This is a genomic window from Catellatospora tritici (assembly GCF_019083965.1).
GTDB lineage: Bacteria > Actinomycetota > Actinomycetes > Mycobacteriales > Micromonosporaceae > Catellatospora > Catellatospora tritici.
The window spans coordinates 178169-190871 of record NZ_JAHRCY010000008.1 but is presented as its reverse complement, the minus strand read 5'-3'; the positions used below and the strand labels follow the sequence as shown (position 1 = coordinate 190871).

General features: G+C 72.0%; 13 protein-coding genes. 7 read left to right on the top strand and 6 right to left on the bottom strand.

What is annotated here, in order from left to right:
• Positions 1-86 precede the first annotated feature (86 nt).
• Complete coding sequence (locus tag KUA19_RS19975; protein WP_217397660.1) at positions 87-719, bottom strand: TIGR03085 family metal-binding protein; 633 nt, start codon at positions 717-719, stop codon at positions 87-89.
• 208 nt (positions 720-927) lie between these two features.
• On the opposite strand from KUA19_RS19975, the gene KUA19_RS19970 reads away from it, so the two are divergent.
• Complete coding sequence (locus KUA19_RS19970) at positions 928-2718, top strand: ABC transporter ATP-binding protein (protein WP_217397973.1); 1791 nt, start codon at positions 928-930, stop codon at positions 2716-2718.
• Positions 2715-4514 carry an ABC transporter ATP-binding protein gene (locus tag KUA19_RS19965; protein ID WP_217397658.1) on the top strand — a complete coding sequence of 600 codons (1800 nt, stop codon included), beginning with the start codon at positions 2715-2717 and terminating at the stop codon, positions 4512-4514. The genes KUA19_RS19970 and KUA19_RS19965 overlap by 4 nt, the downstream gene beginning before the upstream one ends.
• Positions 4515-4613: 99 nt before the next feature.
• On the opposite strand, the gene rpsD is transcribed toward KUA19_RS19965, so the two are convergent.
• Positions 4614-5222: a 30S ribosomal protein S4 gene (gene rpsD, locus KUA19_RS19960; RefSeq protein ID WP_217397656.1), complete on the bottom strand. Its 609-nt coding sequence runs from the start codon at positions 5220-5222 to the stop codon at positions 4614-4616.
• Between the two features lie 82 nt (positions 5223-5304).
• On the opposite strand from rpsD, the gene KUA19_RS19955 reads away from it, so the two are divergent.
• Positions 5305-5769, top strand: coding sequence for a hypothetical protein (locus KUA19_RS19955; RefSeq protein WP_217397654.1), 465 nt, complete (start codon positions 5305-5307; stop codon positions 5767-5769).
• Here the strand turns inward: KUA19_RS19955 and KUA19_RS19950 are convergent.
• The 4 genes from KUA19_RS19950 to KUA19_RS19935 all read right to left on the bottom strand — a co-directional run bounded on the left by KUA19_RS19950 (position 5724) and on the right by KUA19_RS19935 (position 10055).
• Positions 5724-6341, bottom strand: a complete 618-nt coding sequence (locus tag KUA19_RS19950; protein ID WP_217397652.1) for a TetR/AcrR family transcriptional regulator — start codon at positions 6339-6341, stop codon at positions 5724-5726. The two genes, KUA19_RS19955 and KUA19_RS19950, sit on opposite strands and share 46 nt — an antisense overlap.
• A gap of 65 nt (positions 6342-6406) precedes the next feature.
• Complete coding sequence (locus KUA19_RS19945) at positions 6407-7135, bottom strand: ABC transporter permease (RefSeq protein ID WP_217397650.1); 729 nt, start codon at positions 7133-7135, stop codon at positions 6407-6409.
• A complete protein-coding gene (locus tag KUA19_RS19940; protein ID WP_217397648.1) occupies positions 7132-7854 on the bottom strand; it encodes an ABC transporter ATP-binding protein in 723 nt (240 codons plus the stop codon). The genes KUA19_RS19945 and KUA19_RS19940 overlap by 4 nt, the downstream gene beginning before the upstream one ends.
• A gap of 200 nt (positions 7855-8054) precedes the next feature.
• On the bottom strand, positions 8055-10055 hold the full coding sequence (locus KUA19_RS19935; protein ID WP_217397646.1) for a midas domain-containing protein: 2001 nt from the start codon (positions 10053-10055) through the stop codon (positions 8055-8057).
• A 198-nt stretch (positions 10056-10253) separates the two neighbouring features.
• Between KUA19_RS19935 and hisI the strand changes: the two genes are divergently transcribed.
• From hisI to trpC, 4 genes are all read left to right on the top strand, one after another.
• The gene (hisI, locus tag KUA19_RS19930; RefSeq protein ID WP_308167531.1) at positions 10254-10628 is read left to right on the top strand and encodes a phosphoribosyl-AMP cyclohydrolase; all 375 of its coding nucleotides are present in this window, start codon (positions 10254-10256) and stop codon (positions 10626-10628) included.
• Positions 10625-10906, top strand: a complete 282-nt coding sequence (locus KUA19_RS19925; RefSeq protein ID WP_217397642.1) for a hypothetical protein — start codon at positions 10625-10627, stop codon at positions 10904-10906. The genes hisI and KUA19_RS19925 overlap by 4 nt, the downstream gene beginning before the upstream one ends.
• Positions 10890-11687 (top strand): spermidine synthase, encoded by a 798-nt coding sequence (locus tag KUA19_RS19920; protein ID WP_217397640.1) that lies wholly within the window; start codon positions 10890-10892, stop codon positions 11685-11687. The genes KUA19_RS19925 and KUA19_RS19920 overlap by 17 nt, the downstream gene beginning before the upstream one ends.
• 181 nt (positions 11688-11868) lie before the next feature.
• Positions 11869-12672 (top strand): indole-3-glycerol phosphate synthase TrpC, encoded by an 804-nt coding sequence (gene trpC, locus KUA19_RS19915; protein ID WP_217397971.1) that lies wholly within the window; start codon positions 11869-11871, stop codon positions 12670-12672.
• Positions 12673-12703: the final 31 nt, after the last annotated feature.

Below are 12703 nucleotides of genomic sequence, written 5' to 3'. Positions count from 1 at the left end.
GTTTTAACTTGGGTGTTACCGAAGGGTAATGCCGTGATCGGGCGCGCGGAACCCCTCGCGAAGATCTTTCTGCAGCACCGGCACCCTCAGACGCCCAGCCGCGCGGTGCGCAACCGGGCCGCCTGCTCGGGCGTCCCGTCCACGCTGGCCCGCGCGTGCGCCTGCCGCCCCGACAGGAACATCAGCAGCTCGCCCGGGGTGCCGGTCAGTGACAGCGGATGCGTGCCGGGCCGCCCGACGATGATCGTCCCGTGGCCGGGCGCCGTCACCCGCACCTGCACCGGGTAGCGGCGCAACGTCAGTTTGGCCTGGCGGCCCACCGCCCGCCACAGCGCCTCGGTCAGCCCGGCGGACAGGCCCCGCGGCAGCCAGCCCGGCGCCGCCCGGCGTACGTCCTCCAGGTGAATGAACATCTCGGTCAGGTTGGCCGCCTCGTCCACCAGCGGGTTGCTCACCGGGCTCCACCACGGCGGGTCGCGCAGCTCGCGCAGCAGTTCGGCGAAGTCGCGCCCGGCGATGCGCTGCTGCACCCGCGCGGTGCGCCCGGCCAGCCGCTTGATCAGGATGCCGCCCGCCGCGTCCGGCCGTCGCTCCCGCAGCAGCAGGTGGGCCAGCAGGTCCCGCACGGTCCAGTCGCCGCACAGGGTGGGGGCGTCTGGTCCGACCTCCGCCATCAGGTCGGCCAGGGCTAGCCTTTCGGCGAGGGCGTACCGGGTCATGTCGGCGATACTACGGATCTGGGTCCAAGTGTGACGCCCGGCACAGCGGTAACCCGCTCGCCTGCGGCGGGGCGAGTCGGTAAGGATAGGAAGCCAAGCTAATTACTTACCGATCGACGGGGCAGTACAGGTGACGACCGACGAACCGGCCGATACGGCCAAACCCCAGGTCACTGGACGCGATGTCCTGGCGCGCGGCGCCAGGGTCATGTGGCGCGGCATCCGGGACGAGCCCCGCCGCTTCACCCTCGCGGTCGTGGGCAGTTGCCTGTTCGGCAGCCTGGTCATCGGCCAGGCCTTCGTGGTGGGCGACATCGTCGAGGACGTGGTGTCACCGGCGCTGGCCCCCGGCGGCAACGTGACCACCGGGGCGCTGGTCCTGTCGGCGACCGTGCTGATCGCGATGGGGCTGGGCCGGGTGCTCGGCATCTTCGGCCGCCGCCTCGGCGCCGGGTTCATGCAGTTCGCGCTGCAGGCCCGCTACCGCCATGAGGTGACCGGCCGCTACCTGCGCCTGCCGCTGTCGTGGCACCAGCGCCACGCCACCGGCACGCTGCTGTCGAACGCGAACTCCGACGTCGAGGCCGCGTGGCTGCCCGTCGCGCCGCTGCCGTTCGCCGTGGGCACCGTCTTCATGCTGGTCACCGCAGTGGTCGCGCTGTTCCTGGTGGACTGGGCGATGGCCCTGGTCGGCCTGGTCGTCTTCCCGGTCCTGTTCGTGATGAACGTGGTCTTCTCCCGCCGGATGGCCCCGCGCACCGCCCGCGCCCAGCATCTGCGCGCCGAGGTCAGCGCGATCGCACACGAGAGCTTCGACGGCGCGCTGGTCGTCAAGACGATGGGCCGCGAGGACCTGGAGACCCGCAGGTTCGAGGTCCGCGCCCGCGAGCTGCGCGACGCGCTGATCAGCGTCGGGCGCCTGCGTGGCCTGTTCGACCCGCTGATGGAGTCGCTGCCGTTCCTGGGCACGCTGGCCGCGCTGGTAGTCGGCGCGCTGCGGCTTCAGGCGGGCGCGATCGACCTGGGCCAACTGGTGCAGGTGACCTTCCTGTTCACGGTGCTGGCGTTCCCGGTGCGGGCGATCGGCTGGGTGCTGGGCGACCTTCCCCGCGCGGTAGCGGGTTGGGACCGGGTGGAGCGGGTGCTGGAGGCCACCGGCGAGATGCCGTACGGCACGGGCGGCGCCACCGGCACCGGCCCGGCGCGGCTGAGCTTCCAGCAGGTGCACTTCGGTTACGACACCGGCCAGCCGGTGCTGCACAACGTCAGCTTCACCATCCCGGCGGGCAAGACCGTCGCCCTGGTCGGCCCGACCGGCTCCGGCAAGTCGACCATCGCCACGCTGGCCACCCGCCTGCTCGACCCGCAGCACGGTACCGTCGCCCTCGACGGCGTCGACGTGCGGGACCTGTCCTCCGACGCGCTCGCCGCGACCGTGGCGCTGGTCCCGCAGATCGCGTTCGTCTTCGACGACACGGTGCGCGGCAACGTCGCGCTGGACCGCCCCGGCGCCGACGACGACCGGGTGTGGCAGTCGCTGACCACCGCCCAGGCCGACACCTTCGTCACCCGCCTGCCCGACGGCCTGGACACCGCGCTCGGCGAGCGGGGCACGTCCCTGTCGGGCGGCCAGCGCCAGCGGGTCACCCTGGCCCGTGCCCTGGCCGGGCAGCCCCGGCTGCTCATCCTCGACGACGCCACCAGCGCCGTCGACCCGCGCGTGGAGGCGCGCATCCTGGCCTCGCTGCGCGGGGCGTCGCACGCCGCGTCGATCCTGGTCGTGGCGTACCGCCGGGCCACCATCGCGCTGGCCGACGAGGTGATCTACGTCGAGCAGGGTCGGGTCGTCGCCCACGGCACCCACGACGAGCTGCTGTCGACGGTCACCGGCTACGCCGACCTGGTCACCGCGTACGAGAAGGCCGAAGCCGAACGGGAACGGGACGCCGGCTACGACTCCGACGACGCCGCTGTACGTGAGGAAGAGGTGGCGGCGTGACCGCGCAGGCAGAGAACAAGGCGCAGCCGACGGGCACGTTCCGGACGCTGCGGCGAGGGCTGGCGCTCTCGCCCGAACTGCGGGCCGGGCTCGCGGGAACCGTCGCGCTGGCGGTGGTCTCGATGGTCGGCCGGGTCGCCGTACCGGTCGCCATCCAGCAGGGCATCGACAAGGGCCTCAGCGCCGACGGCGCCGACATGGCCGTGATCCTGCGGATCGTCGCCATCACGGTGGGCATCCTGGCGGTCACCACCACCTGCGGCTACTTCATGATGCGGCGGCTGTTCACGGTGAGCGAGACGGCGCTGGCCAACCTGCGGGTGCGTGCGTTCCGGCACATCCACGACCTGTCCATGCTGCACCAGCAGTCCGAGCGACGCGGCACCCTGGTCTCGCGGGTCACCAGCGACATCGACACCATCACCCAGTTCCTCCAGTGGGGCGGGGTGATCCTGCTGGTCAACGGCGGGCAGCTGGTGGTCACCACCATCGTCATGTCGATCTTCTCGTGGAAGCTCACGCTGGTGGTGCTGGCCGCGTTCCTGCCTGCGGTGCTGGTCATCCGGGCGTTCCAGAAGCGCCTGGCGGGGGCGTACGCGGAGAGCCGGCGCCGCATCGGCGTCATGCTCGGCGCCGTCTCCGAGTCGGTCGTCGGCGCGAGCGTCATCCGGGCGTACGGCATCTCCGAGCGCAGCGGCGCGAAGCTGTCCGAGACGATCGACGACTACCAGGGCGCCCAGCGCCGTGCCCTGCGACTGAGCGTCACCAGCTTCTCCACCGGCGAGGTCGCCGCGGCGCTCGCCCTGGCCGCGGTGGTGGTCGTCGGCACCCTGCTCGGCGTCGACGGGCAGATCAGTCTGGGCAAGCTGACGGCGTACCTGTTCCTGGTCACGCTGTTCATCCAGCCGGTGCAGATCGCCACCGAGGTGCTCAACGAGATGCAGAACGCCACCGCCGGCTGGAGCCGGGTGCTGGACGTGCTGCAGCTGAAGCCCGACGTGGCCGACCCCGCGCACAACGGCGTCGACCTGCCCGATGGCCCGCTGGACGTGCGCTTCGACCGGGTCAGCTTCGCCTACCCCAGCGGCGAGCCGGGCAAGACCGGTCCCCGGGTGCTGCACGAGGTGCACCTGGACATCCCGGCCAAGACCAGGGTCGCGGTCGTCGGTGAGACCGGCAGCGGCAAGACCACGTTCGCCAAGCTGCTCACCCGCCTGATGGACCCGACCGACGGCGCGGTGCACCTGTCCGGCACCCCGCTGACCTCGGTGCGCTTCGGCTCGCTGCGCTCGCGGGTGGTGATGGTGCCGCAGGACGGCTTCCTGTTCGACGCCTCCATCGCCGACAACGTGCGCTTCGCCCGCCCGGACCTGACCGACGAGCAGCTCACCGCCGCCTTCGCCGAGCTGGGCCTGCTCGACTGGGCGCAGGGGCTCACCAACGGGCTGGACACCCAGGTCGGCGAGCGGGGTGAGGCGCTGAGCGTGGGCGAGCGGCAGCTGGTCGCGCTGGTCCGGGCGTACGTCGCCGACCCGGACCTGCTGGTGCTCGACGAGGCCACCAGTGCCGTCGACCCGGCCACCGAGGTGCGCCTGCAGCGCACCCTCGACGCCGTCACCCGGGGCCGCACCACGGTCGCCATCGCGCACCGCCTGTCCACGGCCCAGGCCGCCGACGAGGTGATCGTCGTCGACCGGGGCGTGGTCGTCCAGCGCGGCCCGCACGACGAGCTGGTCACCCACCCCGATTCCATCTACGCCAAGCTCTACGCCAGCTGGCTCGAACAAACCCGCTGAGAGAGTAAGGAAGGGCCCCTTCTTATCGCTTTGCGATGTAGAAGGGGCCCTTCTTAACGTCCGTGCCGTGCGGCGGGGGTGGGGGCGCGGAGCGGGGCGTCAGCGGGAGTAGAACTCGACGACGAGTTGCTCGTCGCAGCTCACCGGGATCTCGCTGCGCTGCGGCTCGCGGGTCAGCGTCGCGCGCAGGTCCGACAGCGACACCTCCAGGTACGGCGCGGTCGGCCCGTCCAGGTGCGCCCCGGCGGCGGCGACCTGGAACGGCGGCTTGACGCGGCTGCGCTCGCGGACCCGGATCGTCTGCCACGGTGCCACCCGGTACGACGGCCGGTCCACCTTGCGCCCGTCGACCTCGATGTGCCCGTGCGCCACGGCCTGCCGCGCCTGGTAGATGGTGCGCGCGAACCCGGCCCGCAGCACGAGGGCGTCCAGGCGGCACTCCAGCGCGACGAGCAGCCGCTCGCCGGTCTTGCCCGCGCCCCGGGCGGCCTTGTCGAACTGGGTGCGCAGCTGCGTCTCGCTGATGAAGTACTGGTGCCGCAGGCGCTGCTTCTCCAGCAGCCGGACCTGGTAGTCGGAGGGCTTCTTGCGGGCCCGGCCGTGTACGCCCGGCGGGAAGGGCCGACGCTCGAAGTACTTGACGCACTTGGGTGTCAGCGGGATACCCAGTGCGCGCGACAGCTTCGCCTTGGGCCGGGACTGGTTCACGAGGGTGCCTCCAACGCGCGATGTTTGGTATGAGTTAGGCTGGCCTAACAAAGGTTAGCCTAACTTATGTTGGAGGTACGCCGTGTCGCACCCCGCCGCCATCGCCCGGACTCTCGTTTGCGGACACCACGCCGGTATCGCGCAGGTGCCGTGGGCCAAGAGCCCGTTCCGGGTGCGCCACGCCGTCAATTCAGTGGGCCGCCCGCTACTGCTCGTCCGCGCGGCCGGTGCGCTGGACCAGGCGCTCACGCCCCGCGACGGCGACGAGGACATCGCGCTGGTGCTCGCCGTGGGCGACGACCGCAGCCGGGTCTGGATCTCGGGCTGGGCGTCGGTGCTGGAGGGCCTGGCGGCTCGGGCCGCCGCGCTGGAGTTCGCCGAGACCAACCCGGCCGGCGACCTGCTCGACGTGGGACGAGGGTTCCGCCTGTACCGGCTGGACGTGGCCGAGGTGCGGCTGCAGTGCCCGGCCGGGCACCTGACCGAGGTGGACGCCGACGACTACGCCGCGGCCGAGCCCGAGGTGTCGAGCTCGCCGGTCAGGTAGCGCTGGACGGTCGGGGCGATCGCGGCGACGAGTTGCTCGGGTGGCAGCGACGCGATCGGTTCGAGCTTCAGAATGTATCTGGCGAACGCGAGCCCACCGATCTGGCTCACGACCAGGCCCGCCCGCAGTTGTGCCTGCGCCGGGTCGAGCTGCAGCTCGGCCAGCACCCGGCGCAGGATCTGCGTGGTCAGGAACTCGCGCAGCAGCTTGAGCGTCCACTCGTTGCTCACCGCCGAGCGCAGCAGCGACGCCCCGATGGCGCCGACCGGCGAGTCCCAGATGCCGATGAACGTACGCACCAGCCGGGCCCCGGCCTCTTCCTTGCCGCCCGCGGTCACCTGCGAGACCAGCGTCTCCGGGTCCACCGGGAACTGCATGGCCGCGATGAACAGCTTCTCCTTGGTGCCGAAGTAGTGGTGCACCAGGGCGGGGTCGACCTCGGCCTCGGCCCCGATCGCGCGCATCGTCGCCGCGTCGAAGCCGCGTTCGGCGAACAGGTTCCGGGCCGCGGCCAGGATCGACTCACGGGTGTCGGGATTGCCCGGTCGGCGCCCCGAACGGCTGCGCTTCATCTGGTCCTTCCCCCGTCGGCGGCCCTGTCCGGTCCGATTCTTCCGGACCGGGCCGCCGACGCGGCCTACGGGGTGCGGCGGCGCAGCGTCGCGGCCGCGGCGAGCAGCGCGACGAGCACCGCGCCAACCACCACGGCGAAGTCGCGCCACATGGTGCCGGTCGCGTCGGCGTGCGCCCCGACCTCCTGCAGCGCCTCGACCGCGTACGTCAGCGGCAGCGCGTTGCTGACTCCCTCCAGCCATCCGGCCATCTGCCCGCGCGGCACGAACAGCCCGCACAGCAGCAGCTGCGGGATGGCCACCACCGGCATGAACTGCACCGCCTGGAACTCGGTCTTGGCGAACGCGCTGGCCAGCAGGCCCAACGCCATGCCCAGCACGGCGTTGGCCACCGCGATCATGATGACCAGCCCGGGGCTGCCCTGGGTGTCCAGCCCGAGCAGCAGGTACGCCAGCGCGCTGGCGACCGCCGCCTGGAGCGCGGCGGCCAGACCGAACGCCAGGCCGTACCCGAAGAGCAGGTCGGTCTTGCGCAGCGGCGTGGTGAGCAGCCGCTCCAGCGTGCCGGTGGTCCGCTCGCGCAGCATCGCGATGCTGGTGATCAGGAACATGATGATGAACGGGAAGACCCCGAGCATGACCAGCGCAAGGTGGTCGAAGACCATGCCCTGGCCGTCGAACATGTAATAGAGCAGCGTCAGCAGCAGGGTGGGCACGGCCACGAGCATCGCGACGGTACGACGATCGTGGCGCAACTGGCGCAGGATGCGCCCGGTGGTGTGCAGCAGGATCATGCGGGCACCGCCTCCCGACGGCGGATCAGGGTGAGGAAGGCCTGATCGAGGTCGTCGGTCCCGGCGGCGGCCTTGACCGCGCTGGGGGTGTCGTCGGCGATCAGCAGGCCCTCGCGGATGAGCAGCAGTCGGTCGCAGCGGTTGGCCTCGTCCATGACGTGACTGGACACCAGCACCGTCGACCCGGCCTCCGCCAGGCCGCGGAACTGCGCCCACAGCTCGTCGCGCAGCACCGGGTCCTGCCCGACCGTGGGCTCGTCCAGGATCAGCACCTTCGGCTTGCTGACGATCGCGCAGGCCAGCGAGGCGCGGCTGCGCTGTCCGCCGGAAAGATCACCGACGAGCTGCTTGGCCGCCCCGGCCAGGCCCACGTCGCGGACCGCGGCGTCGGCCTCGGCCGCGCCCAGGCCGTAGAGCGAGGCGAAGTAGCGGGCGTTCTCGCGGACGGTGAGGTCCGCGTACACACTGGGGGCCTGGGTCAGGTAGCCGATCTGGCGGCGCAGCGCGGTGTGGCCCGCGGGGTGACCCAGCACGGTGACCGTGCCCGACCGCACCACCTGTACGCCTACCACGGCCCGCATCAGCGTGGTCTTCCCGCTGCCCGAAGGTCCCAGCAACCCGGTGATGCTCCCGGCCTCGATGGCGCAGGTCAGGCCGTGGAGCACGGGTCGGGAACCCCGATGCACGACGAGGTCGGCGACCTCGATCGCGATTGTCATCGACATCCTCCTAATTCAACACTTGTTGAACTCAACGCTAGATGAATTACCCGGCCACCCGCAAGCCCACTGCTCCATGGGTACCCGGGGGGTGCGGTGCAGTTTCGGCGAAAGTGCACGAATCCTGGGTCGGATAGGTGCACTTTCCCCGAAACTGCCGAAACTGCCGAAACTGCCGAAACTGCCAAAACTGCCAAAACTCAGAGCGCGAGCACGCGCTCCAGGAAGTTCCGGTACCCGCGCATCGCGATCCGCATCGCCTCGGTGTCGGCGGCGGCCGCCTCACGCGGATCGAGGCCGTTCTGCTCCGCCAGCAGCGCCGACGCCAGCGTCTGCACCGCCTGCGTCACCAGCTCCTGCGCCTCGCCCAGCGCCGCCTCCGGCTCGTCCACGAAGCGCGCCTGCACCTCGCGGAAGGCATCCCGGAACCGCTGCGCCTGGTCGGACTCCCAGATCGCGATCGGGGTCTCGATCAGGTCACCCGGGCGCAGCGCGGTGGCCGTCGGCGCCACCGACAGCACCTCCTCCAGATCGGTCCCGACGACCACCAGCGTCGTCTCGGCCTCCTCGGCGGCGGACTCCACGACCGTGATCGCGACCAGCTCGTACGTCTCCTCGGCCGCCACCGGCTCATCCTGCGCCGCGACCTCCTCGGCCGCCGCCACCGTCTCGTCCACCCCACCCTCGGCCTCGGCCACCGCCTCGGCTGACGCGGTCCCGGTCAGGTCGGTGTCGGCCGCGTCGAACACCGCGTCCACGACCTCGTCCTCGGCCTCGTCCTCTGCCTGCGCCACCGGTTCGGCGGTCTCGAGCGTCCGCCAGACCGTCACCGGGACGACGACGTAGTCGACCTCCAGGTTGTCCTCGGCCTCCGCCGTTGCGACCGGCTCCGCGACCTCCGCGACCTCGGCCGCCACTTCGGCGACCGGCTCGTCCGCCTCGTCGCCCTCTGCCGCACCGGACTCCGCCACCGCGGCCTCGGTCGCCACCTCGTACCACGTCGCCGCCTCGGCCTCCGGCTCACCGCCGAGGTCGTCTTGGGCCTGCTCGCCCTCGCCGTCCGCTGCGGCTTCGGGCTGGTCGACCACGGCGTCGGACGCGGCAGCCTCCGTTGCCGCCTCCTCGCCATAGGCCGCTGCCTCGGGCTCCTCGTCCGGGCCAGCCTCGGCCGCAGGCTGTTCGTCGACCTCGGCGTCCGGTCCCTCGTCCGACGCCGCCTCCGCCACACCCTCCGCATCCGCGTCCAGCCCGGCCGTCCCGGCGTAAGCCTCCGCCGTTTCGTCGGCCTGCGCCGCCTCGGTCTGCGACTCAGGCTGGTCATCGACCTCGGCAGCCTCGCCGCTGACGGCCTCGGGCTGGTCCTCGACCTCAGATTCGGCGGTGTCGTCGCTGCTGGCCTCGGGCTGGTCGTCGGCGTCGGCTTCGGCGGTGTCGTCGCTGCTGGCCTCGGGCTGGTCGTCGGCGTCGGCTTCGGCGGTGTCGTCGCTGCTGGCCTCCGGCTGTTCCGTCACGCTCGCCTCGTCGCCGCTCGCCTCGTAAGCGTCGACCTCGTCGCCCGCCTCGGCAGTCTCCGCTTCGGACGATTGGGCCCCGGCGGTCTCCAACTCGGCGGTCTCGGCTTCGGCGTCGGTCTCGGCGGACTCCTCTGCCGCCGTGTCCGCCTCGGCCGACTCACCGGCGATCGCGTCGGTCTCGGCCGCCGCATCGCCGCCATCAGTGTCAGCGGACTCGACGACCGCGGCTTCCTCGGCCTCGTCCGTCTCCACCGCGGCCCGCGGTGCGTCGTCGGCGTCCACCACGGCAGCGGGCTCGTCCGAGTCCTCGACGTCGCTCGCGCCCTCGGCCGAGCTCTCACCCTCGGCCTGCGCCTCGTAGGCCTCCGCGATCTCGGCCTCGTCAGCCACGGCCTCGTCAGCCACGGCCTCCTGGGCCGCGGCCTCGTCGTCCGCGGTGACGTCTTCGGCTACTGCCGCGGGGGCGTCGTCGGCGGCGGCTTCCGGGGTGTCGGCGTCGTCCTCGGACGGTGCGGCCGGTCGGACCAGGGTCGGCAGTTCACTGGTCGGTTCGTGCAGGGCCGCGTCGGACGCCGCGGCGGTGTCGGGCTCCTGGTCGGCGAACTCCGCGGCGGGGGGAATGGGCGGTGCCGGGGGAATGTAGGAGGGGATGCGTGGTGGCATGGACGAGAAGTGGGGATTGGTCATGCTTCCTCGGCTCTCGCGGTGAGGGGCGCGCCGCACGCGGCGCTGCGCGTAGATGCCCGTCAACGTACCGCCAGGGGCTGTGAAAGCGCTTCATACCAGCGGGCACAACTGTGATGTGGCCCACCCGTTTTCGGACGGATGCCCCGGCGGCGGCGCACCGCCGTACGGGACGGGTCCGCGATGAGGGAGGATGGCGGTGTGGCAGGCATCGAACAGCTCGACCAGGACATCGCAGGCAGGCTCAAGCGGGACCGCGATGGGCTGGTCGCGGCCGTGGTGCGGCAGTACGACACCGGCGAGGTGCTCATGCTGGCCTGGATGGACGACGAGGCGCTGCACCGCACCCTGACCACCGGCCGGGCCACCTACTGGTCGCGCAGCCGCGGGGAGTACTGGGTCAAGGGCGACACCTCCGGCCACATCCAGCACGTCAAGTCGGTCGCGCTCGACTGCGACGGCGACGCGCTGCTGCTCTCGGTCGACCAGGTCGGACCGGCCTGCCACACCGGTACCCGCACCTGCTTCACCGACGAGCTGCCCGTCACCGCCGACACCGCCGCGGCCGCTCGATGACCCGGCCGCGCACGATGCCCCGGCTGCGGTGGCTGCTGCTCGCGCTGCTCGCGGCGTTGGTGGTGCTGTGGTTTGCCCCGGGGGCGGCAGTGCCGTGGCTGCGCCCGGCGCTGCTCGCGGTGGGCGCGGGCGCGGTGGCGGCGTGGTACTGGCGCCGCTCGGCGGGGTACGGCACGACCGGTCGGGCCGCGACCGCGGCGCCTGGTGCGCCCGGCACCCGGGACCTTTGGGACGCCCTGGACCGGGGCGAGGACCTGACCGATGATGCGCACCGGTGACCGGGCCCTGGTCGTACGGGTGGACACCGGCACCGCCGAGCTGATCCCCGACCCTGACCTGCCCGACGCGTGGCTGCTGCGCCTCAACGGCACCGCGCAGTCGCACGTCAACCTCAACGACCCGACCCTGATCGCGTTCGACTACATCCGCCGCCTGGCCGACGTGATCGACACCGTCGCCCCGGCGGGCGCGCTGGACCTGCTGCACCTGGGCGGTGGCGCGCTCACCCTGCCGCGCTGTCTGTCGGTGCTGCGACCGGGCAGTCACCAGCGGGTGGTGGAGATCGACCGGGCGTTGGCCGAGCTGGTGCAGACCCGGCTGCCGGTGCCCGACGAGCTCACCGAGCTGGTCATCGCCGACGCCCGCACCGCGCTGGCGGAGGCGGAGCCCGCCAGCACCGACGTCGTGGTCGCCGACATCTTCGCCGGTTCGAGGGTGCCCGTCCACGTGACGACGGTGGAGTTCGCGCGGGCCGCGCGGCGGGTGCTGCGCCCGGGCGGCTGGTATCTGGCCAACGTGATGGACAGCGCGCCGCTGCTGTTCGCCCGCCGCCAGGCGGCCACCCTGCGGGAGGCGTTCGGTCAGGTCGCCGTGGTGGCCGACGCGGCGCTGCTGCGCGGGCGGGGCACCGGCAACCTGGTGCTGGTCGCGGGCGAGGACCCGGCGGGGATACGGCGGCTGACCCGGCGCATCGCGGCCGACCCGACCCGCGCCCGGGTCGAGCACGGCGCCAAGCTGGCCGAATTCGTCCGCAACGCCCAGGCTAGGTGGGACGAATGAATGACGTGAGTCAGCGAAGCGGCGCATTATGCCCTAGCCCACTAGGTGAGGCACGCCATACCCCGTTAACCTTGCGCGCCGGGGCGATGCCTACAGTCTGCGCATGGCATCCGAGGAGCTGAGCAGCATGGAGCCAGGTGAGCCGGGCCCGAACGCATCGACGCACGACAACGGCGGCAGCGTGCTCGACGAGATCATCGCGGGGGTCCGTGAGGACGTCGACGCGCGCCAGCGCCTGGTGTCCCTGGACGAGATCAAGCAGCGCGCGGCGGCGGCCCCCCCGCCCCTGGACGCGTACGCGGCCCTGCGCCGCTCCGGCGTCGGTGTGATCGCCGAGGTGAAGCGCTCGTCGCCGTCGAAGGGCCCGCTGGCGGAGATCCCCGACCCGGCCGAACTCGCCGCCGAGTACGAGGCGGGCGGCGCCCGCGCGGTCAGCGTGCTGACCGAGGGCCGGTGGTTCGGCGGTTCCCTGGACGATCTGGCCGCCGTCCGGGCCCGCATCGGCATCCCGGTGCTGCGCAAGGACTTCATCGTCTCGGCGTACCAGGTGCACGAGGCGCGCGCCTACGGTGCCGACCTGGTGCTGCTGATCGTGGCCGCGCTGGAGCAGAAGGTGCTGTCCGGCCTGCTCGACCGCATCGAGTCGCTGGGCATGACCCCGCTGGTCGAGGTGCACACCGAGGAGGAGGCCGACCGCGCGCTGGAGGCGGGCGCCCGTGTCATCGGTGTCAACGCCCGCAACCTGCGCACACTTGAGGTGGACCGGTCGGTGTTCGAGCGCATCGCGCCCGGCCTGCCCAACCACGTGGTGAAGATCGCCGAGTCCGGCGTGCGGGGTCCGCTCGACCTGATCAAGTACGCCTCCGCCGGTGCGGACGCGGTGCTGGTCGGTGAAGGCCTGGTGACCCAGAAGAGCCCCCGCGACGCCGTCGCCGAGCTGGTCAACGCGGGCAACCACCCGGCCACGCCACGCCCGACACGCTGAACCTCGTCGCCGAGGAACGGCTGGAACAGCC